The 22199-nt window shown below is 54.2% G+C and carries 18 protein-coding genes; 5 read left to right on the forward strand and 13 right to left on the reverse strand.

The annotated features are described in order from the left end of the window. The 8 genes from vgrG to tssB all read right to left on the reverse strand — a co-directional run. The coding region (vgrG, locus tag VH187_RS21765) for a type VI secretion system tip protein VgrG (RefSeq protein ID WP_329703520.1) at nt 1–1082 on the reverse strand (1082 nt) is incomplete at its 3' end. Further along, on the reverse strand, nt 1079–3727 hold the full coding sequence (gene tssH, locus VH187_RS21770) for a type VI secretion system ATPase TssH (protein ID WP_329703582.1): 2649 nt from the start codon (nt 3725–3727) through the stop codon (nt 1079–1081). The genes tssH and vgrG, both read right to left, overlap by 4 nt. 170 nt (nt 3728–3897) lie before the next feature. Then, nucleotides 3898–4389: a type VI secretion system effector Hcp gene (gene hcp / locus VH187_RS21775; RefSeq protein ID WP_329703521.1), complete on the reverse strand. Its 492-nt coding sequence runs from the start codon at nt 4387–4389 to the stop codon at nt 3898–3900. A 3-nt stretch (nt 4390–4392) separates the two neighbouring features. Next, complete coding sequence (locus VH187_RS21780; protein WP_329703522.1) at nt 4393–6108, reverse strand: OmpA family protein; 1716 nt, start codon at nt 6106–6108, stop codon at nt 4393–4395. Next, nucleotides 6105–6794: a type VI secretion system protein TssL, short form gene (tssL, locus tag VH187_RS21785; protein ID WP_329703523.1), complete on the reverse strand. Its 690-nt coding sequence runs from the start codon at nt 6792–6794 to the stop codon at nt 6105–6107. The genes VH187_RS21780 and tssL overlap by 4 nt, the downstream gene beginning before the upstream one ends. Next, nucleotides 6791–8131 (reverse strand): type VI secretion system baseplate subunit TssK, encoded by a 1341-nt coding sequence (gene tssK / locus VH187_RS21790; protein ID WP_329703524.1) that lies wholly within the window; start codon nt 8129–8131, stop codon nt 6791–6793. The genes tssL and tssK overlap by 4 nt, the downstream gene beginning before the upstream one ends. A 17-nt stretch (nt 8132–8148) precedes the next feature. Further along, a complete protein-coding gene (tssC, locus tag VH187_RS21795) occupies nt 8149–9699 on the reverse strand; it encodes a type VI secretion system contractile sheath large subunit (protein ID WP_329703525.1) in 1551 nt (516 codons plus the stop codon). 35 nt (nt 9700–9734) lie between these two features. Then, the gene (gene tssB / locus VH187_RS21800; protein ID WP_329703526.1) at nt 9735–10232 is read right to left on the reverse strand and encodes a type VI secretion system contractile sheath small subunit; all 498 of its coding nucleotides are present in this window, start codon (nt 10230–10232) and stop codon (nt 9735–9737) included. Between the two features lie 631 nt (nt 10233–10863). Between tssB and VH187_RS21805 the strand changes: the two genes are divergently transcribed. After that, complete coding sequence (locus VH187_RS21805; RefSeq protein WP_329703527.1) at nt 10864–11346, forward strand: hypothetical protein; 483 nt, start codon at nt 10864–10866, stop codon at nt 11344–11346. Between the two features lie 87 nt (nt 11347–11433). Continuing rightward, nucleotides 11434–11532 (forward strand): YoaK family small membrane protein, encoded by a 99-nt coding sequence (locus tag VH187_RS21810; RefSeq protein ID WP_329703528.1) that lies wholly within the window; start codon nt 11434–11436, stop codon nt 11530–11532. Between the two features lie 8 nt (nt 11533–11540). Here VH187_RS21810 and VH187_RS21815 read toward each other — a convergent pair whose 3' ends face one another. Beyond that, a complete protein-coding gene (locus tag VH187_RS21815) occupies nt 11541–12176 on the reverse strand; it encodes a helix-turn-helix domain-containing protein (protein WP_329703529.1) in 636 nt (211 codons plus the stop codon). A 199-nt stretch (nt 12177–12375) separates the two neighbouring features. Here VH187_RS21815 and VH187_RS21820 point away from each other — a divergent pair, with 199 nt between their 5' ends. Together VH187_RS21820 and eco are read left to right on the forward strand one after the other, a co-directional pair. After that, nucleotides 12376–14349, forward strand: a complete 1974-nt coding sequence (locus VH187_RS21820) for an alkyl/aryl-sulfatase (RefSeq protein ID WP_329703530.1) — start codon at nt 12376–12378, stop codon at nt 14347–14349. A 167-nt stretch (nt 14350–14516) separates the two neighbouring features. Then, nucleotides 14517–15008 (forward strand): serine protease inhibitor ecotin, encoded by a 492-nt coding sequence (gene eco / locus VH187_RS21825; protein WP_329703531.1) that lies wholly within the window; start codon nt 14517–14519, stop codon nt 15006–15008. Nucleotides 15009–15088: 80 nt separating this feature from the next. Here eco and mqo read toward each other — a convergent pair whose 3' ends face one another. Continuing rightward, entirely contained in the window at nt 15089–16741 is a 1653-nt protein-coding gene (gene mqo / locus VH187_RS21830; protein ID WP_329703532.1) for a malate dehydrogenase (quinone), read from the reverse strand. 275 nt (nt 16742–17016) lie between these two features. Here mqo and VH187_RS21835 point away from each other — a divergent pair, with 275 nt between their 5' ends. Further along, a complete protein-coding gene (locus tag VH187_RS21835; protein ID WP_329703533.1) occupies nt 17017–18243 on the forward strand; it encodes a SulP family inorganic anion transporter in 1227 nt (408 codons plus the stop codon). On the opposite strand, the gene mgtE is transcribed toward VH187_RS21835, so the two are convergent. The 3 genes from mgtE to alkB form a co-directional block, all read right to left on the reverse strand. Further along, nucleotides 18227–19663, reverse strand: a complete 1437-nt coding sequence (gene mgtE / locus VH187_RS21840) for a magnesium transporter (RefSeq protein WP_329703534.1) — start codon at nt 19661–19663, stop codon at nt 18227–18229. The genes VH187_RS21835 and mgtE overlap by 17 nt on opposite strands. Nucleotides 19664–19829: 166 nt before the next feature. Continuing rightward, on the reverse strand, nt 19830–21473 hold the full coding sequence (locus tag VH187_RS21845; RefSeq protein WP_329703535.1) for a multidrug ABC transporter permease/ATP-binding protein: 1644 nt from the start codon (nt 21471–21473) through the stop codon (nt 19830–19832). Between the two features lie 86 nt (nt 21474–21559). Then, nucleotides 21560–22198: a DNA oxidative demethylase AlkB gene (alkB, locus tag VH187_RS21850; RefSeq protein WP_329703536.1), complete on the reverse strand. Its 639-nt coding sequence runs from the start codon at nt 22196–22198 to the stop codon at nt 21560–21562. Nucleotide 22199: the final 1 nt, after the last annotated feature.

Raw genomic sequence — 22199 nt, forward strand, 5'->3', positions numbered from 1 at the left:
AAGTCTTTATCGCGCCGCGCATGGGTCTGCATCGCCGTGACCACCACGCCCTGACTGAACACCTCAGCCACTTCATAGCCGCCGGTGACTTTCAGCACCTGGCCCGGCGAGAGTGTCGGGCAACTGGTGATGCCGCGGGTCAGTGTCTGACCGTTCAGGTAGCGCTCATGACGAAGGCGGGCATAAAACGCCCCGGACTCCGGGGCCGGATTGCGGTCATAGGTGCTGCCCGGCGTCAGGTAGTTGTCGGCGTAGTGATAGGCATCGCCGTAGGTAGTGGTGTCGCCCCGGGTAGCGTCCACCTGCGTATTCATGTCTTCCGTCGCCTGACGGTAGTTATAGTCGCGGGTGCTGACTTGTTTCTGCACCACGTTGTGGTGGCTTTCCATTCCCCAGACCGAGTCCACCCCTTTCGCGTGCTGACCCGATGGCGGCACGGACGGCAGAGTCAGGCCTTTCTCATAACCCTGCGCGCTGTCGTAAAACTCCACCACATCGATATTCAGACGGGTGTCGGTGGTGAAGCGGAACCAGATACCCACCTCGCCCAGCAGGCGGGTGATAAAGTGCAGGTCATCCTCACCGTACTGCATCACCTGTTCACGGCGTGGGTATTCCTTGCTCAGTGAGAACAGAAAATCCTGACCGCGCATACTGTGGCGCTCACGCAGGATTTTCTCCACGATTTGCGGCACCGACATGTCCTGGTAAATCGCGTTCTGGTGTGAACGGTCGAGCAGCGACAGGCGTGGACTGAGCGTCAGGGCGTAGTGCGTTTCATCCTTCGAGGTGCTCAGGCGCTCAAAGCCCGAGACCACACCCTGAAGGGTTCGCACGGCTTGCTGCATTTTGATGCCATAACCCTGGTCAACCGGGGCCTGCAGGGTCAGGGAGCCGGCCTTCATCAGCATCGTCTCTTTACTGATGGCATGGTCGGCGCTGGTGAACTCCACGCGGTAGCTGAATGGCTTACTCAGGGCTTCATTGCCCTCAAACGCCAGCACATCTATATCCGCACTGCACCCTTTAACCGCCAGTACATGGTGGTTATGACTGAATCTTATCGGGGGGTTGCTGCTCATGCATTCACTCCTTGTGCTCCGTCAAACGCCAGCCCGATGCCCTCTTCTTCACTCCAGCTAAGGCGTAACGACTGCGATTTTTGTTTCGCCGCCATATGGGTTAAAAGTTGCTGACTCAGCACCGGCAGAATTTGCTGATTGAGCAGGCTGTCGACATTACGTGCGCCGGTGTCTGGTAGCAGGCAGGCGGAAGTCAGGGTATCGAACAGGCTGTCATCAATGTGCGTGGTCAGACCGTAGTGCCGATTCAGGCGCTTGCTGACCTGGTCGAGTTTCATTTCGACGATGGTACGCATCGCGGGCTCACTCAGCGGGCGGTAAATCACGGTCTGGAAACGCGCCAGCAGCGCGGGCTGGAAGTGGTCGCGCAGGATCGGGTGCAGCAGTTCCTGCAAATCACCTTCGGTCGCTTCCGGCTGTTCCTCCAGCAACTGCATGATGTGGTCGCTGCCGAGATTTGAGGTCATCAGAATAACAGTGTTGCGGAAGTCGATTTCACGCCCTTCGCCGTCGCGCATGAAGCCGCGATCAAACACCTGATAGAACAGGTTCATCACGTCGCGGTGCGCTTTTTCGACTTCATCAAGCAGCACCACGCTGTACGGACGCTTGCGCACGGCTTCGGTCAGAATACCGCCCTGCCCGTAACCCACGTAACCCGGAGGTGAGCCTTTCAGTTGTGAAACGGTGTGCGGTTCCTGGTATTCGGAGAGGTTGATGGTAATCAGCGATTTTTCACCGCCGTACATTACATCGGCTAATGCCAGCGCGGTTTCAGTTTTACCCACGCCGCTTGGGCCAACCAGCAGGAACACGCCCTGTGGACCGTTTTCAGACGTCAGACCGGTTTTGGCGGCACGCAGACGCTGAGCAATGGCATTCAGGGAAATATCCTGGCCAACCACGCGCTTGCCGATTTCATCTTCCAGGGTCAGCAATTCGGTCTGCTCATCTTTCATTAATGAAGAGAGCGGCACGCCCGTCCAGTCGGCAATCACGTTGGCGACGGTACGGGTGTCGACATCCAGCCCCAGCATCGGGTTGCCCTGCTGTGCGGCATGGAGTTCAGACTGCAACTGAGTAACTTCCGCCTGGCGGGAGATGTCCGCCCGGCAGGCCAGCAATTGTTCCACCAGCGCCAGTTCTTTCCCGTACTGGGTTTCCAGCAGATCGAGTTCGACAATCACGTTGACTTCTTCCCGCTCGATGTCGGCCAGACGCTCGCCCTGGGTGTGATTCCCGACGGCGATGTCTTCCAGCAGCGCCTGCTTTTCGATTTCCAGCGCGGTGATAGCGGCTTTCAGCTTTGTCAACGCTTCCGGCACCGTGTCCAGCGTCATGCGTACGCGTGCAGAGGCGGTATCGAGCAGGTCCACGGCTTTGTCCGGCAACTGACGACCGGTGAGATAACGGCGAGAAAGGGTGACCGCCGCGCGCACTGCATCATCGGTAATGTGTACGCCGTGGTGTTCTGCATAGCGGGATTTCAGGCCGCGCAGCATCAGGCAGGCGGTATCGTCATCCGGCTCGTCAACTTTCACCATCTGGAAGCGGCGTTCCAGCGCGGCATCGCGTTCAAAATATTGCTTGTATTCAGACCAGGTGGTCGCGGCGATGGTGCGCAGTTCGCCGCGCGCCAGGGCCGGTTTCAGCAGGTTAGCGGCATCGGCCCCGCCCGCCTGGTTGCCTGCGCCGATAATGGTGTGCGCTTCGTCGATAAACAGTAAGACGGGGTTTGGCGACTGCTGCACCGCATCAATGACGTTTTTCAGGCGCTGTTCAAACTCACCTTTCACGCCAGCGCCGGCCTGTAACAGACCAAGGTCAAGGGTGCGCAGGGAGACGGTTTTGAGTGATTCCGGCACGTTGCCTTCCGCGATACGCAGCGCCAGGCCTTCAACCAGTGCGGTTTTACCCACGCCCGGCTCCCCGACCAGAATCGGGTTATTTTTGCGACGGCGCGAGAGAATGTCGACCATCTGGCGGATTTCGGTATCGCGACCAAACACCGGGTCGATGTTGCCTTCTTTCGCTTTGGCGGTGACATCAAGGGTGAATTTATCCAGCGCGTTTTGCAGGGCCGGATTCAGTTCACCTTCTTTTGTCGCGCCGGCAGGGCGACCGACCATTTCCACATCGCCGCCGCTTTGCGCCAGTTCTGCTTCCTGCTGTACTTCTTCACGTTCATCCGACTGCGCATCCAGCAGCGGGCGCAGACGCTCAAGCTGGCTCTGGCCCAGCGTCAGCAGCGGCCACAAACCGTCGCAGCGCAGAAGTTTCGGCATCTCAATCATCGCTGCCAGCAGGTGCGCGCCGCGAATCTGCTCGCTGCCTTCGAGAGAGGCAAACATCCACGCCTGTTTCAACAGGGATTCCACCGACCCCGACAGCTCTGGACGATTACGTACCGAGCGCGGCAGCTTATCCAGCCAGCCCAGCAAATCCTGCCACAGCGCGTCCATATCCCATTCGTAGCGGCGCGCCAGCACCGTCAAGTCGCCTTCGCCCTGCTCCAGCAGTTTCAGCAGCCAGTGCTCCGGCAGAATTTCAGCGTGGGCGCGGGTCTGACACAGGCTGGCTGCGCCTTCCAGCGCACGGGCACAGTAAGGATTGAGACGTCGAAGGAGGATTGCCGGGTTTTCCATGTATTTTTTACTCACTGTTGAGGACCTTTCGGACACGCTACCGCCCCTGGCCGTTACCGAGGCCCATAAGGTCTGTTTCCGGGATGTGATGTTTTCTTTGCTCAGCGCCCGTATGGCAGACGCTCAGCAAAGAAAAAAGGCGGGCAGATAGGGGCTGCCCGCCAGATGACTTACGCCGTGGCTCGTTCGTTCCAGGAATCGGAATGAATGATGTTGCCGTCTTTGTAAGTCCAGGTGATTTTTTCGTAACGCAGTTCTACCTGCTCAAGGTGGTTATGCTTCTCGAAAGAAGGATCCTTGATGTCGTGCATCACTGGATTCACTTTCACCACTTTCACGTTTTCCAGTTTGGTGTTGAAGTATTCAACTTCCTGGCCCGCGTCGTTGATTTTGTACCACTTGAATTCCGCAGATTTCAGGGTCTGACCGCTGGTCACGGCCTTGTACAGGTACGGGCTGGACGAATCGATTTCTTTGGTGAATTCGAACGGCGTGTGGATGCGCGTACCGGTCAGCTTGCCGGTGTTGTTATCGGTCGGGATGTACAGTTTGTGTTCCTGTGCAACCACTTCGATGCTGCCTTCACGGTCCTGAACGTCAACGGAACCTTTAATGTCCGCGCCGCCATCGTCTTTCAGCCAAAGATAAACAGGAATAGCCATGTGTTATTTCTCCATTTCATTGTCAATCACGTCATCATCCTGCGATGACGCGTCGGGTTTGCCCGGTATCTGACAGGCATTGGCCTGCGGTACCAGACTGATTTCAACCCGGCGGTTCAGCGCACGGCCGTCCGGGGTGTCGTTCGTTGCCACAGGACGGCTTTCGCCATAACCCTGCACGGCAAAACAGCTTTCCGGCACATCGCCGGTATCACGCATCCAGTTACGTACCGATTCGGCACGCTTCAGGGAGAGTGTTTGATTCAGGGGGGCGCTTCCGGTGTTATCGGTGTGACCCGCGACCACAATCAGCCAGCCCGGCTTGGCCTTGATACCGACCAGCGAGTTCACCAGCACTTTGGTGGAACCCGTTTTCAGCACCGATTTTCCGGAATCGAACAGTGACATACTGTCGAGACGGATAATCTTCGGCACCGGTTTTAGCTTCGGCTCGGGTTTAGGCGGCGGAGGTGGCGGCACATACGAGCGAATGGCATCCAGCAGCGGCATACGCAGGCGTTCGCCCTGGTACAGACCAAGACTCATGCGCAGCAGTTCACCGTTGCGCGACCAGTTATCCAGTTGGGCCGCATCCTCACGCAGCACCTTCACGGCATCGGCTTTCAGGCCGTAATCATCCATCGAGATACGGTCGTAGCGGGCAATGTCGAAACTCAGGCGCTGCAGTAACTGACGGTTATTCCAGCCACTGCTCAGCAGGGCGGCAATCGCCGCCAGCGTGAAAAAACTCAGTGCACAGCGCCATGTCCTTCCGCGTGGCGTCAGGCCCTGCCCTTCCGGCAGCAACGGCAGCACAAAATCCGGGAACAGTGACATCACCGTCGTATCCGTTCCTACTGGCTGCCAACCGGCCACATGCTGCATTGCCGTATGACGAGAAAGCCAGGCGGTCCAGATGGACGACGCGAGGCTCCCGGCCAGAATCGGTCCCATGCCCCACAACACAGCCACAGGTGCTACCGGCGGGATATCCGGGTTCGCATCCATAAACACGGCTTTGACGTGGGCCTGGAACCAGGTCATCAGGCTGTTCATCAGCACCTGCTGCTGCATGGCAATGGCACCCCCGGTGGTGACCCACGCCGCAATCGAACTCGGCGCAGAAGACTCACGCCAGACGCTGATACCTTCCCCCGGGATGGCCGCCTGCCAGAGCATGTCGTTCATCATCGCGCTGCCCGCCTGACCGTTAAGCACCAGCGGCACGGTGTGCCCGGTTTCCTTACGCAGCTGGCTGATTTGCCAGCGCAGGGCCAGCAGACGGCTGGTGAGCGCTTCGCCGTCCGCGTGTTTCTGCGGACAGACACTGACCATCACTGACAACTGGCGTCCCCAGTCCGGACGTTGCCACAGCACCTGCCGGGCCACCTGCTCCAGATCCTGATGGTCTTCCACGCGGATCCAGCAGCCCTGTGTCACAGTCAGTACCTGAGACTGTTCCGGCCAGGCCTGCGGCAAATCACCACAGACCAGCACCACCGGCTGGCGGTACGTCGCATCCGGCAGGTTGTCCAGACGCAGGGTGACTTCATGCTCCGTGCGACGGCTGGCGACATACCAGACCGCAGCGATAAGCCCCAGCACCGCCAGCAGGATGAGCACCGACACCAGACGCGTGACGGGCAGAAAACCCAGGCAGACGACGGCACTCAGCAGTGCGGCCCACACTGCCAGCCAGCGCTGTTGTGCAGGACTCATTTCACCGCTCCCGGCAACAGCGTCGTCAGCGTCAGGTCCAGCCAGTGATCAAGTCCCCACCACAGAGCCGCCAGCACCAGCACACTCAGGCCGATACGTGCAGGCCAGGAGGCCAGCCAGCCGCTCATGCCCCGTCCGGCACGGCTTTCTGCCAGTACCGGATGGGTCTGCGGATAGGTGAAAGGTTCAACCTGTTCACTGAGCGCGCTGACCAGCTTCTGACGATCAGGGTCATTCAGGGAGCGGAAACTCCCGAGGAACCCCAGCATCATCACCCGCTGGAAGCAGGTCAGCACCGCCGGTTCGGGGGCCGGTCCACGTAGCACTTCAGTCATGCGGGTACACAGCGTATCGCCCGCATCCATGGTGCCGAGAAAATGTCCCTGCAGCGGAATGTCGTACCACTGCACACAGGCATCATCTTCGACGCCACGGCCTTTGACGGCTTCATCGAGCAGTGCACATTGCGCGGTCAGGATGTGCTGACAACTCGCGTCGTCCAGTTCGCTGGCTTTCAGTTCGCGCTGCACGCGTTCCACATCGGCAATGCAGCGTTCCCACAGCACCCGGCCTTCCCCTTCCTGAAACTGCGGGCCATGGCGCAGGCTGATAACCTGCAGCCAGGTGTCCTGCAGCAGCGCATCAATATCGATGGACGCGGTCATGCCGCGTTTACGCTCACTCATGTTCTCAGTACCGCAAAGAGTTCAAGTTCAGGCTCACCCAGCATGCCCGGGACATAAAACATGCAGCTGCCGCTCTGGAGCATTTCTGCGGCCAGCGGATGCGACACGTCGAGGCTGAAATACTGGTTTTCCAGACGCAACGGGATGGCGGCAGGAACATGACGTAATGGCTTCAGTGGCACGCCCAGTTTGGAGGAGTTCACAATGCCTCGGACATGATCCGGACTGCCCACTTTGCACTGGCGCGGGAACTGCTCCTGCAACTGTGCCACCGGCATCGGCGAACGTACGGAGAGGTAATAATCGGCCCCTTCGCGCAGACGCGGATCGTGCAGACGGGCCTGCCAGAAGTGCAGCCGGGCGTCGTGCTCAAGTTCGATAGACACCACCCGTGATGGCAGGCTGGCTTCCAGCAAATCGCCCAGTAAATCGAACAGCTGCGGGAATGCGGCATTCAGTTGTTCATGCTGGTACGCCGGAATGGCGCTGACCTGATGATCAAGGGAGAAGGTCAGCAGACTGCCGGCCAGACGTGCCAGTTCCGGATACAGACGTTCAGGCGGGCTTTGCAGGTTGCGCTGATACTGACCCAGCACCGGCTCGGCGCTGTTGAGAGCATTCAGCAGCCAGAACAGAGACACGTCGGCCACGGCAAAATCGGCCATCCGTTCGTTACTTTCCCTGCGCATCGCCATCAGGCGGGTCAGACGAGCACGCAGCTGAGTCATCAGCTGTTCAAGCTGGGTAACCAGCCAGCGGCTACTCTGTACCGTCAGCAACGGAGGCAGGAAGGTGTCGTCCAGCGCCCAGACCCCCTGCGAATCCTGATGCAGGCGAGCGACCGGACAGGTCAGGTAATCCCCGTTGGCCTGGTGTGCAAAGCGCAGAGTCAGTTCCGGCTGCATTACCGCAATCTGGCGGGTATCTTCACCAACGCTGTTACGCACATCGCGCCAGCGCTGACGGTAACGTACCGGACGTTCGGCCACTTCATCGGGTTTGAGGCAGTTGCCGCCGTTGGCCCGCAGCAGTGGCAGAGCCAGTACCACTACCACTTCATGAGATTCGCCTTCCAGCGACAGGACCGGTGGCAGCGCGTCCGCATTGTCGGTGTCGATCAGCGTGCCGTCACGAAAGCGAACCTGCAGATGACGGGCCTGCAAACGACCCAGCTTCAGTGCATCCGGTTCGAAGGTCGCGTCAATCATCCCCCAGGGCTGGGAGAGACCCATTTGGGCAATGCATTCGACAGTCCAGGCCGCATACGCGGCCTGCTGCTGGAAATGCTGGGGTGAGACCATCTGGCCCCTGCCCCATAACGGTTGTTCCGTTTTCATTGGCTTCCTGCCTTCGCTTAGGATTTCGCCTTCGGCATCTGGGAAACCAGTGACAGGTTGACGTCCATGCCTTCTACCTGGAAGTGCGGTACGGCGTACAGTTTCACACGGAAGAAGCCCGGGTTATCTTCGATGTCTTCCACAGTCACTTTCGCATCGCGCAGCGGGTGAGAACCCTGCAATTCGTCGCCCGGATCGGTCATTTCGGTGACCAGACCACGTACCCAAGTGTTGAGTTCCAATTCCAGCAGGCGGCGGTCTTTGGTAGTACCGATGTTTTCACGCTGAATCAGCTTCAGGTAGTGGGCGATACGTGACAGCAGGAAGATGTACGGCAGGCGGGCATTGATACGGCTGTTGGCCGTTGCATCTGCGGTGTCATACAGGGCAGGTTTTTGGGTAGAGTTGGCAGAGAAGAAGCAGGAGTAATCGCGGTTTTTGTAGTACGACAGCGGGATGAAGCCGAGGTTGGCGAATTCAAACTCGCGCGTTTCCGGGATCATCACCTCGCTCGGGATTTTCACCTGGTTGCCGGTGCCGAGGTCATACAGATGGATTGGCAGGTCTTTCACTGCACCACCGGCCTGCGGGCCACGGATCTGTACACACCAGCCGTTATTGATAAAGCTTTTCACCATATTGGCGGCGAAAGAGAAAGAGGCATTGGTCCACAGGTATTTGTCGTGATCCGGGCCTTTCACTTCTTCAACATAGTTAAAGCTGCGTACTGGCACAGTATCCGGACCGTATGGCAGACGACCCAGAACACGCGGCATCACCAGTCCGATATAACGACTGTCATCGGTATCGCGGAAGGATTTCCATTTGATGTACTCAGCGCGGTCAAAGTAGTTGCCGATATCTTTAATTGCTGCCACTTCTTCCATGTTGTCTTTCAGGAAGAATTTTGGACCTGCCGAACCGATGAATGGCATGTGAGCGGCGGCAGAAACTTTAGAGATATTACGCATCAGCGCAACGTCTTGTGCAGACGCATCGAACTCATAAGCGGAGATGACTGCAGCAATGGGCTCGCCGCCTGGGGTGTCGTATTCGGCAATGTAAGTCTGGCAATACAATCCACTCTGGATAATTTCCGGGGAATCTTCAAAATCCTGACGCAGTTCATCTTTCGACAGGTCCAGCAGTTCCAGTTTTACGCTCTGACGGAAATCGGTTTTATCGACCAGCGATTTCAGACCACGCCAGACACCTTCAATGCGCTGGAACTCGTCGTGGTGCATTACTTCGTCTAGCTGGCGGCTGATAGCGTGATCCAATTCGGCGATTTGCTGGTCAAGGATCGTCTTGTCGAGTTTATCGACTTTCTGACCGGATTTTTGCAGACACTGCATAAAGACTTTAACGGCCGCAGTGACACGTGCATCAGCAGATGCTTCAGCCATCACAGTGTTATCTTCGTAGCCGTCAAGATCACTAATAGCAGAGACGGGCTTCAGATTGATTTTTTCAAAAAGTGATGCGTAAACACCATCGGCTGGCAGTGTTTTTTCAAGCGTAGCGCCGCCCGACTGAGCCTGAGATTCGTTATTAACTGACATAAGCATGTTTTCCGATATTATTCCGTTAATGTTTCCAGTAATTACTTTTGGGACGGGGCAAGTGCATTCAGTTCGTTGCGCAGCTCATCACTTAACGCGGGGTCTTTCAGGATGGTTTCCAGTTCTTTCCTGAAAGTAACATTATCAAGAAGATTGGATTTTAAATCGCGGAGTAAATTACGCATCGACAGCATCGCTTTGAGCTGAGGAATTTGGCGAGCAATCTGTTCTGGCTCAAAGTCTTTCATGTCACTGAAGACCAGTTTCACGTTTTCTTCGGAACCATCATCCGCCAGGGTGTTTTTTACGGTGAGATTAACTTCGGGATTGATATCAGCAAGAACGCTATTAAAATTGTTCTTGTTAACGTTAATTTTCTCCCGCTCAGAGAGCGTGCCTTCAGACTTACCATTACTGAAGTCACCGACGGTCAGTAGCTTTAACGGCAGCTCCACTTTCTTCTGTGCGCCACCGGTGTGCAAGTCTAATTTTATATTAACGCGTGCTTTAGGAATTTCCGCCTGAAATGAATCAGCCATGATATATATATCTCCTGTATGTATTAAGCCCTTTAATAGCCAGGGTAGTCGTATAGAAAAAAGGGGATTTTCCTTTTTAGCAGCATTGTAATTAAAGGTAAAGCAGACAAAGCGGAATTTCTATAGTTAAGCAATGCTTAAATATAATTCCATTCACTTAACATCCTTGCCATATCAGCCTGTGCGAGGAAGAGCAGCATAAAATCAAAAAATATTGATATCTATTATCGGACTTTTCACGCATCTCATGATTTGGTCGCAACAGGTATTCTATCGTCATACAAATAATCCTATATACGATACTGAATTCAGTTATTCCGAATGAATGAATCAGAAACGTTAAAGGAACATTTACCGAAGACCACAGTCCGATAGCTGTCATGAGATTTCAGGAAGGGTCATAACAATGGATAAAGCACATAAGAGATTTTTTTCGACGCACTCCTCTCCTGAGCGATATTGCGTTGAGCAATAATAGCCCTCCCCGTAACCATCGAGACCGCTGGACAGTCCAGGAACTGAGTTATCTGGAGAGGCACTATGGGAAAGAAAAAACCGCAAGATAGCTGAAACGCTGGGGCGTTCTATCGTTTCTGTCAGATTAGCGGCCAGGGAACTCGGTTGCCGTAAATTGAAAGTGATGTTGCCCTGGAATGAGGTAGAAATTGCTATTTTACGCACACACTATGCTGGAGACGCTGGCATTCATCGAGTCTGCCAACTTTTACCCGGACGCAGTCCTAAATCCATTCAGGCTCATGCCAGAAAATTAGGGATCACAAGTGGTCGTTATAAATCGCGTCAATGGAGTGAAGAAGAGCTCTCTGTGCTTCGTCAGTTTTATCCAGCATTAGGCACCCAGGTAGTAAAAAAATTGCCTAAGAGAAAAAAAGAAGCCATAAAGATAATGGCTAATGCCCTGGATATCCGTTACCAGGGAGGAAAAGAACACGGTGCTCATCAACGCATCTGGACAGAGGCAGAGTGGCAAACGCTCAGAGATAACAATCATCTGACCCCATTGCAATTACTGCATTATTTTCCCGGCAGAACGCGAATCTCCATTGCAAAAGCGAAACAAAGACTCAAAAAAGGGTCGCGTAATCCTGGTTAAGTGCATCCTCTGTTGTTTCCCTTCACTCAAGCAGAAGAGTGAAGTAAAGTTAGCCCTTCACTCTACATCCTGTCTCCATGAGGTTTTATGCGCATTGGTATCGCCTTTCCCATCTTAGTCTTTATTGTTGCAGTGGCATTCTTAGCCTGGTTTGTGCTTGGCGGTTATGCCACGCCTGGCTCTTAAGAAAAACCTTAATATTCTTCAGGAAGCGTCTTATTAATGGAAACCAACCTGCCTTTTTCGACAGTGATATAGCCGCCCTCTTTCAGGTCGGCCAACACCCGAAAAACATGAGTACGGGAAAGGTTGGTTCTGCGCATGATAAATGCAGCCAGCCCCTCGCGTTCATTCTTATGCGTCTGGCTGCGGTAGAGATAGCGAAACAACATCGGTTTGATCGTTTGATAGCTCGTCAGTTGTTTTCTTTCGAAATGCAGATCGAGACTGAAGATAGTCATATAGATAACAATTGTGACTAACTCAGTGATCCTTTCTGGGGAGGCATGAATAAATATAGCGTCAAACTCTTCATACGAGACTTTCATCACCGTGATCGGGGTCATACTGGTATATTCGAAATTCACTAACGGGCAATACCTTTCCATCAATCCAATCGGCATATATTCAATCGCATTGCCAATGATTAAATCATTCCCTTTGACAGAAATGGATAATGACCCTTCAGTAATAAAATAAATGCATCCTGGATCCAGAGCCAACGTATGATTCTGAGGGTGCTGAGACTGACAGCCCTTCGCGTGCAACTCGGTGAGATGGCTACCAATATTGAGCGATTTATAGTAACTGTGCAGCTCTGCAAAATTCATGTTTCGCCTCTTATCTTTCTAATATTCACTGCATGATTATAGCATTTTTGCTTCACAAAAGATCATGGCGTATTTCTGTACCAACGCTCCCATATGGGACTGGCCTCAAAATACTAAGGCAATACAATATCGAATATCTTTTCAGCACACCTGATTTAGAAAATAACCATCCTGGCACTAAAAACGAAGAGGCCATTTAATGAAGCTTAACCAAATAGCCATAAACCTGGCAGTCGCCGGGTTGCTGACATCTGTGTCAGTAACCGCGCTGGCCGAGGTCATGCCGAAAGAGGCCACCGAGGCCACGATTAAGGCAAATGACGCGCTCCTGAATAAACTCCCGTTCGCTGACCGCACTGATTTTGATAACGCGCACAAAGGCTTTATTGCTGCCCTGCCACAAGATGTTATCAAAGGCGAGAAAGGCAATGTCATCTGGGATCCGGCAAAATACGCATTCATTAAAGAAGGCGAGAAAGCCCCGGCAACCGTCAACCCAAGTCTGTGGCGTCAGTCACAGCTGATCAACATCAGCGGTTTGTATCAAGTGACCGATGGGGTCTATCAGGTCCGTAACTTCGATTTGTCGAACATGACGATCATTGAAGGTAAAGAGGGCATTACCATTGTCGATCCACTGCTGACCGCCGAACCGGCAAAAGCAGCGCTGGAACTGTACTACAAGAACCGTGGCAAAAAGCCGGTTGTGGCCGTTATCTTCACCCACAGCCACGTTGACCACTACGGTGGTGTACGCGGTGTGGTTGACGAAGCCGACGTGAAATCTGGCAAAGTTAAAATCTACGCCCCTGCCGTCTTTATGGAAGCGGCCGTTGACGAAAATATCATGGCCGGTAACGCCATGAGCCGTCGCGCCAGCTATATGTATGGCAACCTGCTGAAAGCTGACCCTAAAGGCCAGGTCGGCGCAGGTCTGGGAACGACGACTTCTGCTGGTACTGTGACGTTATTGGCACCGACCAACTACATCACCCATACCGGTCAGGAAGAAGTGATCGATGGTCTGACCTACGACTTTATGATGGCCCCAGGTTCTGAAGCACCTTCAGAAATGCTGTGGTACGTCAAAGAGAAGAAGATGATCGAAGCCGCGGAAGATGTGACGCACACGCTGCACAACACCTATTCTCTGCGTGGCGCGAAAATCCGCGATCCACTGGCATGGTCTAAATATATCAATGCTGCGATTGAGCGCTGGGGCAACGATGCTCAGGTGATCATCGCTCAGCACCACTGGCCGACCTGGGGTAACGAAAACATTATCAAACTGATGAAAGGTCAGCGTGATATGTACCGTTACATCAATGACCAGACGTTGCGTATGGCGAATGAAGGTTTGACCCGCGATGAAATCGCTGCCAACTTCAAGCTGCCAGAAGAACTGGAAAAAACCTGGGCTAGCCGTGGTTACTACGGTTCCGTCAGCCACGATGTAAAAGCCACTTACGTGTTTTATCTCGGCTGGTTCGATGGCAACCCGGCAACCCTCGACGAACTGCCGCCAGAAGAAGCGGCGAAGAAATTCGTCGATTACATGGGCGGTGCGGATAACATCCTGAAGAAAGCGAAGGATGACTACGCACAGGGCAACTACCGTTGGGTTGCGCAAGTGGTCAGCAAAGTCGTCTTCGCCGATCCGAACAACGAAGCGGCACGTAATCTGGAAGCTGATGCACTTGAGCAGATGGGTTATCAGGCTGAAGCAGGCACCTGGCGCAACTTCTACCTCACTGGCGCGCAAGAACTGCGTAATGGCGTGGTAAAAGGTCCAACGCCAAACACTGCGAGCCCGGATACCGTTCGTGCAATGACGCCAGAAATGTTCTTCGACTACATGGCTGTTCACGTGAACGGTATGAAGGCGGCGAACGCAAAAGCGCTGCTGAACTTTGATTTTGGTGAGCAGGGCAAATATAAGCTTGAGCTGGAAAACGGTGTGCTTAACCACACAGTGAATGCTCAGGCGAAAGATGCCGATGCCACAATCACCCTGTCTCGCGATACGCTGAACCGCATTATCCTCAAAGAGGAAACCGTACAGCAGGCGAAAGACAACGGCGATATGAAAATCAGCGGCAACGCTGCCAAACTGGACGAACTGATGAGTTACATGGACAAGTTCGACTTCTGGTTTAACATCGTTTCACCGTAATATCCCTTCCCTGCGGCGGCCCCCCGTCGCAGGGAATTTAATTTCCCGCCAAACTCTCCTCACAGAACATATCACCGTCATTTATTAAAATATAAGTAAATCCAACTTATCATTCACCAAAGGAATGGTACGATCAGGGCGTTGCTAACTGATCGAAAGGATTAACAGTGAAAAACGCATCCAAATTTGCAGTGGCCTTACTTTCTCTGGCCTGTGTTTCCACCAGCGCATTCGCGGCCAATACCCCACTGGAAAAAATCGCCCCTTATCCGCAGGCAGAAAAAGGGATGACACGTCAGGTCATCACCTTGCCGGAAAAGAAAAACGAATCGGACTACAAAGTGGAACTGATGATAGGGCAAACGCTGGAAGTCGACTGCAACCAGCATCGCCTTGGCGGCAAGCTTGAGAGCAAAACGCTGGAAGGTTGGGGATACAACTATTATGTGTTCGACAAAGTGACTTCGCCTGTGTCGACGATGATGGCCTGTCCGGACGGCAAGAAAACGCAGAAATTCGTGACCGCGTACCAGGGCGATGATGCCATGGTGCGCTACAACAGCAAATTGCCGATCGTGGTTTATGCCCCGGAAAATATTGATGTGAAATATCGTATCTGGAAAGCGGAAGAGAGCGTACAGAACGCCGAGAAACGATAAACCGATGTTATTTTGACCGGTTGCCCGGCCATGAATGAAAGCCCGATAAGCGCCTGTGCTATCGGGCTTTTTTACAACGTTTAGAGGGCAATATCGGCTACGGGTTCGAGCGCCACAAGTGACGGTGTAAATTGCGGCTGTGGCACGGGATCAGCCACAGTGTCAGCGTCATAACGTAAGCCAAGCACTTCACTGGTGTGTGCCAGCGTTTGCCGAATGGCTAACGGATCGCCACTCAACCGACTGCCGTAAGTCGGCACAACCGAGCGCAGTTTTTCCTGCCACGCAGCCGACTGCACTTTGTCCTTAAACACCTGTTCCATCAAATGCAACATGATTGGCGCAGCGGTTGAAGCGCCGGGCGAAGCGCCCAACAGTGCTGCCACAGTGCCTTCGTCATCGCTGACCACTTCTGTACCCAGGCGTAACACGCCGCCTTTCGCCTCATCACGCTTGATTATCTGCACGCGCTGCCCGGCTTGCCACAGCCGCCAGTCACCTTTTTTCGCCCGCGGATAATATTCCTGCAACGCCGCCAGTCGGTCTTTATCGTTTTGCATCACCTGGCCTACCAGGTATTTCACCAGACTGAAATTATCGAGACCGACATTGATCATCGGCAGAATATTCGATTTGTTGGTTGAGCCCATCAGATCCCAGAGCGAGCCATTTTTCAGGAATTTGGTGGAGAAGGTGGCGAACGGCCCGAACAACACCGCGCGTTTGCCGTCGATGATGCGAGTATCGATGTGTGGCACCGACATCGGTGGCGCGCCGACCGACGCCTGACCGTACACTTTAGCCAGATGATGATTTACAACTTCCGGGTTCTCACACACCAGGAATTGCCCACCCACCGGGAAGCCTGCGTACTCTTTGGCCTGCGGAATGCCGGTCTGTTGCAACAGTTTTAACGCAGCCCCACCAGCACCAATAAAGATAAATTTCGCCCGAATAGTACGGCGAATTTTGCGATCGGTGGCATCCGATACCGTCACCGTCCAGCTCTTATCCGCGTTACGCCTGAAACGACGAACCACGGTATTGAGCTGTAATGTGAAATTGTCATGAGCACGCAGACCTGCAATCAGCTGACGGGTAATTTCTCCGTAGTTCACATCCGTGCCAACTTCGGTGCGCGTCGCAGCCACTTTTTGCTGCGGGTCGCGGCCTTCCATCACCAGCGGTGCCCATTTTTTGATTTGTCCGAAGTCTTCGGAATAACGCATTCCCTGGAACAGCAAGTTTTGCTGCAGCGCGGCATAGCGGGCGCGCAGGAAATTCACGTTCTCTTCGCCCCAGACAAAGCTCATGTGCGGCACGGTGTTAATGAAAGTCTTCGGCTGTTGCAGGACGCCGCGAGTCACCTGATGCGCCCAAAACTGGCGCGAGATCTGGAAGGCTTCGTTGATTTCGATGGCTTTGTCGATACTGACAGAACCGTCTGCCTTTTGCGGCGTGTAATTCAGTTCCATCAGCGCGGCATGGCCCGTCCCGGCATTATTCCAGCCGTTAGAGCTTTCTTCGGCGACGCTTTCCATGCGTTCAACCATCGTAATAGACCAATCGGGTTCCAGTTCCTGAAGCCAGGTACCCAGCGTGGCGCTCATGATGCCGCCGCCAATCAACAATACATCCGTCTCATGCTCGTTGTGGGAGTTGGAGTTTTCTGCCAGAGGTTCGGCATGCAAACCAACCGCCTGTGAGCTGAGTACGGCCATTTTTTTAGTCATTGTAATGAGCCTTACAGTACTCGCGTTTTTTGTTTTAGCGCAGGTGAAACGATTCGGGGAAATCCACGTTAGCACTGACGGTGAAAGTTTTAAATATTGTTTAAAATTTAAGTTGTGTTTTGATAACTGTTATAAAAATGTTTAATAAATGTGTCACACAAATACATATTGCTACTGGTGAAATGTGACACAACGCGGTAATATCGCGCGTTTTGTGACGCATCGCACACTGCGCGTCTTATGCTCAATACACCATCCATAACCATAATTTATCTATGCCTAATACCCCATCGTCACACTCTGCGGTTGAACAAAGCGCAGTCACCCACATCTTGCGTTCCCCTTATCTTCTGCTGCGTGAATCGTTAGCCGGAGTGATCACCGCGTTGGCATTAATCCCTGAAGTGATCTCTTTTTCGGTGATTGCAGGCGTGGACCCAAAAGTCAGCTTGATAGCCTCTGTGGTGCTGTGTCTGGCGATGTCTTTCTTAGGTGGGCGTCCGGCGATGGTCACCGCCGCAGCGGGTTCGGTGGCGTTGGTGATTGGGCCGATGGTGCACCAGCACGGTGTGGCGTATATCTTGCCTGCGGTGATGATGGCGGGGGTGATTCAAATTGCGTTTGGCCTGCTCGGGATGGCAAAGCTGATGCGATTCATCCCACAGGCGGTCATGACCGGTTTCGTCAACGCGCTGGGCATTCTTATCTTCTTTGCCCAGGTCCCGCATTTCTGGAGTAAAGAGCCGCTGATTCTGGCGCTGTTTGCTGCCACGTTGCTGATCGTACTGTGGGCTCCGCGCGTGATTAAAAGCATCCCTTCCCCGCTTATCGCCATTGTGGTCCTGACGATCTATACCGTATTCAGCGGGCAAATTTTGCCAACCGTCGGCGATGAAGGGTCGATGAGTGGCGGCTTACCTGGTTTCACCCAACTGCTCGTTCCTCTCAATCTGGACACACTACAGATAATCTGGCCCTGCGCGCTGAGCATTGCTTTTGTTGGATTGATGGAATCACTGCTGACGGCAAAACTGGTCGATGATTTGACGGTTACGCCATCGAATAAAGCACGGGAAAGCGCCGGGCTTGGCATCGCTAATATTCTGGCAGGTTTCTACGGCGGAATTGCCGGATGCGCGATGATCGGGCAAACCATCGTCAACGTTGAGATGGGCAAAGGCCGCAGCCGCGTGTCGACTCTTGTTGCCGGGCTGGTGCTTTTGCTACTGGTCACAGGGCTAAGCAGCGTGATGGCAAAAATCCCGATGTCGGTGCTCGCCGGGATTATGGTGATTGTGGCGGTGAAAACCTTTAGCTGGCACAGCGTTCAACCCGCTACGCTTAAACAAACACCATGGTCAGTCACGCTGGTCATGCTGGTCACGGTTGTCGCCACCGTCAGCACCGGTAATCTGGCGATTGGCGTATTGGCCGGGATTGTCTCGCTGGTGTTGATTCCAAAGCGGATCCGCAGACATCACGCAATCAAAGCAGAAAAATAGTCGCCAGCCCCAGGAAAATAAAGAAGCCGCCGGTATCGGTGACGGCGGTGATCATCACGCTGGCCCCGACAGCCGGGTCACGCCCAAGTTTGGTCATGGTCATTGGGATCAGCACGCCCATCAATGACGCCACCAGCAGATTAAGCACCATCGCCAGCATCATTACGCCGCCAAGTTGCGGATCGGCATACAGCCACCAGGTTATCCCTCCCATAATCCCGCCCCACACCAGGCCGTTGATCAGCGCCACGCCCATTTCACGCAAGATCAGGAACGAGAAGTTACCCGGCTGAATATGCTGGAGCGCAAGCGCACGAACAATCATAGTGATGGTTTGGTTGCCAGTATTACCGCCGATCCCGGCGACGATAGGCATCAGTGAAGCCAGCGCCACCAGTTGTGAAATCGTGTGCTCGAAACCGTCGATCACTCGCGACGCGATAAACGCGGTACAGAGATTAACCGCGAGCCATGCCCAGCGCGTTTTTAACGCTTTGCTGACCGGGGCGAAGACATCTTCTTCGTTGCTCAAGCCGCTCATCTGGCGGATATCGTTATCCGTTTCTTCATAAACCACATCAACAATTTCATCGATGGTCAGACGCCCTAACAGCTTGCCTTCCACGTTGATCACCGCCGCACTCAACAAGTCATCACGTTCGAACGTACGCGCCACTTTTTCCGCGTCTTCCTGCGGGTGGAACGTCACCGGCCCTGCCTCCATCACCTCATCAACGCGACGTTGCGCTGGGTTGAGCAGAATAGTTTGTAGCGCCAGTTCACCTAATAGCGTTTTATCGCGCGCGGTGACAAACAGTTTGTCGGTGTTGCGTGGCATTTTGCCAAGTCGACGAAGATAGCGCTGCACCGCGCCGAGCGTGACGTCCGGGCGAATGGTGATCACCTCGAACTCCATGATCGCCCCCACGCTGTCGTGGGCGTAATTCATCACCTCACGAACGCGAGCGCGCTCTACTGGCGGAAGCGTTGCCAGTAAGCGGCCGGTCAGGTTGCGCGGAAGATGCTGAACCAGATAGATTTTTTCATCGATGTCGAGGCTTTCCATCGCGTCGAATAGCGCTTTGTCACTCATCCCTTCGATGAGATCGTCATATACACTCTCGGAGGCTTCAAGCAGCACGTTACCGCGTTTGCTGTCGTCCACCAGCCCCCAGAGGGCATGACGCTCATCGGAGGGCAACGCTTCAAGGGTATCTGCTAAATCGGGGGCGGGAAGATGCGCCACCAGCGCGCCGACTTCCGCAATGTCGTCTGCCAGCTGCCCTTCGTCATATTGTTCTGCCAGCGTCAGTTTGTTGGTCAGCGCCGACGTAATGGCTTTATCGGTGGTCAAAAGCCAGATAAGGCGAGCACGTTCCTGATCGCGCAGTCGGGCGCTGTTTTTGTGAAAGACGGACATTGGTAAGCAATCCTTGAGCGGGGAGGCAGTTTCCAGCCTCTAAGCATAGCGCGAGTGAATGTAAAAAAGCATAACGATGGGAAGATAGCGGGAAATCGCGGCGTTTAGTGAAACGACGATCATGCTGATGTTGGCCCGGCATGCAAGAGCCGCCGGGCGTTTGACGTTACGCCGTTCGCGCGACAGCGTCACGGGAAGCCGCGTCGCGTTCTTCGCCAGTCAGTTCACTGAGCTTGCCGTTACGCATTTCCAGCAGACGATCAGCATGAATGAAGTAATGGTCATCATGACTGATCGCGAAAATGGTTTTGCCCATCTCCTGCATCAGCGGCAGTAATACCTGATAAAACTCGCGGCGGAAATGCGGGTCCTGATCGGCGGCCCATTCATCCAGCAACACGATGTCTCGTTCTTCCGCCAGCGCCAGTAGTAGTGCAACGCGCTTTTTCTGCCCTTTGGAGAGCTTGAGGTCGAGAATTTTGCCGTTTTCCAGTTGCAGCTTGTGGCCCATTTTCAAATGCTCAAGCCATTTGGCAATCAGTTCCGGTTTCGCCTGCTGACCTTCCGGGCCTAGCAGCTGGTCGAACAACCAGACATCGGTAAACACCGCCGAGAACAGCTTGCGGTAATCTTCTGGTTTGTCGACCGCCAGCGGCTGACCGTCGAGCAGAATTTGCCCGGATACCGGCTGATACAGCCCGGTCAGCAACATCGCCAGCGTTGATTTCCCGCTGCCGTTACCGCCAATCAGGAACACCAGTTCCCCACGGTTAAGGGTCAGGTTAATCGGCCCAACGGCAAAGGTGTTGTCCTGATAATGAAACGCTACGTCGCGCAGTTCCAGCGTTTGCCAGTGTGGATGGACTTCTGGTTTCGGGAACTCGGCGCGATAAGGCGCGAGCGAGAATTTATTGAGCTTATTAAACGCCACCTGCGCGCTTAAAAGCGTCGGCAATGCGCCGACCGCTGAGAGCAGTGGCGTGCGCAGGAACAACAACGTCAGCGAATAAGTCGCTGCCACGGCGGTGTCTGCCCAGCCAAGGCCGTTCGCCATCCAGAACACCAACCCAATCGCGCCGAGCATCATGATATTCGACCAGTTTACGGCGCTAAGGTGGAACGTATCGGCGCGGATGATGTGATGGCGATACTCTTGGGCATCCGGAACATACAAGTTATTGAAGATATGTTCTGCGCGTTCACGGTTGAGCGTCAGCTCTTTGCGCCCTTCCAGCACTGTCTGGTAATCGTGATAAAGCTTGTCTTCGGTTTCGCGCAGCGTCGCCATGTGTTTATAGACACGCGCCACCAGTACAAACCCGCCCCAGATGGTCAACGCCATCCACAACGCGGTGATCACCAGCATTTTGCCGGACAGGAAAAACAGATACGCCGCCGAACCGAAAGTCAGGATTATCCCCTGCACCAGCTCCGGCAAACGGACAAAGGCAATGGTGATGTTGCGAATATCGCTGGTGAGCCCGGCAAGCAGCGCGGCACTGCCGAGTTTCTCCACCCGCTCGATTTGGGTGTCGAGAATTCGCTTGATGAATTCACTGCGCAGGCGATAGACAAAATGATGTCCGAGAATGGTCAGCGCCAGTTGAGAACCGAGTGTGACCGCCATCAGCAGCAGTAACAAGCCGAGAAATTCAGGCAGTACGGCGAATGACGCATCGGCGCTCTCAATCAGGCGCAGGTTTATGAAAGCGATAAGACCAATGCCCAGCGCGGCACTCAACAGACTCAGCGCCATCACGGCAATAAAAGGCCAGCGGTACTGCCGCCAGACAAGAAGAAGAAGTTGCATACAGACCATTCCGGACAGCCAAAACAGCCAGCAGTTTAAACGGCTCGGGCGTCACATCAAGAATAATTCTTATTTTTATTGCTGTTTCAGGTATGGCGGAAGGTGAGATTGTAGCGAAAAGCATCTGTGGTGGGATGATGCCCTTCTTTTAGCGGCTGAATGCCATGATAAAACAGGCGCGACTCACCGCCCCAGACGACAACATCACCGTGTTCCAGCAGTACGCGTTGCAGGGGATCGTTGCGTTTTAAACCGCCAAACTGAAACACGGCAGGCAGCCCGAGAGAGACGGACACAATCGGCGCTTGCAGCGTTTTCTCATCTTTATCCTGATGCAATGACAGCTTGGCACCCGGCGCGTAACGATTAATCAGACAGGCATCGGGTTGAAAGTGTTCATACCCGGCTTCCTGAGCACAGGCTTGCGCCAGCGCTAAAAACGCCGCAGGCATCTCGGGCCAATTGCGCCCGGTCTGCGGATCAAGTCTGGCGTACACATAACCATGAATATCCGTCGCCCAGCCCACGCTGCCACAATTGGTCATCGCAACTGACATGGTATACCCGCCGGGAGTGACCATCTGGCGAAACGGCGACTGTGCCGACACGTCGCGAATGCCTGCCATTAAAATATCTGCGTTCGCCAGCGCGCGACGGCGCAAAATCGTCGCCCCCGGCGCCAGCGGTTCCTGCCAGGGCGGTGTATCCGCAAAGAGATCGAGCATG

It is taken from the genome of Scandinavium sp., from assembly GCF_036271055.1.
Taxonomy (GTDB): domain Bacteria; phylum Pseudomonadota; class Gammaproteobacteria; order Enterobacterales; family Enterobacteriaceae; genus Scandinavium.

What these genes read in the sequence shown, in the direction of transcription:
- tssH (WP_329703582.1), bottom strand. Translation starts at nt 3,727, where the DNA reads ATGGAAAACCCGGCAATCCTCCTTCGACGTCTCAATCCTTACTGTGCC.
- hcp (WP_329703521.1), bottom strand. Translation starts at nt 4,389, where the DNA reads ATGGCTATTCCTGTTTATCTTTGGCTGAAAGACGATGGCGGCGCGGAC.
- VH187_RS21780 (WP_329703522.1), bottom strand. Translation starts at nt 6,108, where the DNA reads ATGAGTCCTGCACAACAGCGCTGGCTGGCAGTGTGGGCCGCACTGCTG.
- tssL (WP_329703523.1), bottom strand. Translation starts at nt 6,794, where the DNA reads ATGAGTGAGCGTAAACGCGGCATGACCGCGTCCATCGATATTGATGCG.
- tssK (WP_329703524.1), bottom strand. Translation starts at nt 8,131, where the DNA reads ATGAAAACGGAACAACCGTTATGGGGCAGGGGCCAGATGGTCTCACCC.
- tssC (WP_329703525.1), bottom strand. Translation starts at nt 9,699, where the DNA reads ATGCTTATGTCAGTTAATAACGAATCTCAGGCTCAGTCGGGCGGCGCT.
- tssB (WP_329703526.1), bottom strand. Translation starts at nt 10,232, where the DNA reads ATGGCTGATTCATTTCAGGCGGAAATTCCTAAAGCACGCGTTAATATA.
- VH187_RS21810 (WP_329703528.1), top strand. Translation starts at nt 11,434, where the DNA reads ATGCGCATTGGTATCGCCTTTCCCATCTTAGTCTTTATTGTTGCAGTG.
- VH187_RS21815 (WP_329703529.1), bottom strand. Translation starts at nt 12,176, where the DNA reads ATGAATTTTGCAGAGCTGCACAGTTACTATAAATCGCTCAATATTGGT.
- VH187_RS21820 (WP_329703530.1), top strand. Translation starts at nt 12,376, where the DNA reads ATGAAGCTTAACCAAATAGCCATAAACCTGGCAGTCGCCGGGTTGCTG.
- mqo (WP_329703532.1), bottom strand. Translation starts at nt 16,741, where the DNA reads ATGACTAAAAAAATGGCCGTACTCAGCTCACAGGCGGTTGGTTTGCAT.
- VH187_RS21835 (WP_329703533.1), top strand. Translation starts at nt 17,017, where the DNA reads ATGCCTAATACCCCATCGTCACACTCTGCGGTTGAACAAAGCGCAGTC.
- mgtE (WP_329703534.1), bottom strand. Translation starts at nt 19,663, where the DNA reads ATGTCCGTCTTTCACAAAAACAGCGCCCGACTGCGCGATCAGGAACGT.
- VH187_RS21845 (WP_329703535.1), bottom strand. Translation starts at nt 21,473, where the DNA reads ATGCAACTTCTTCTTCTTGTCTGGCGGCAGTACCGCTGGCCTTTTATT.
- alkB (WP_329703536.1), bottom strand. Translation starts at nt 22,198, where the DNA reads ATGCTCGATCTCTTTGCGGATACACCGCCCTGGCAGGAACCGCTGGCG.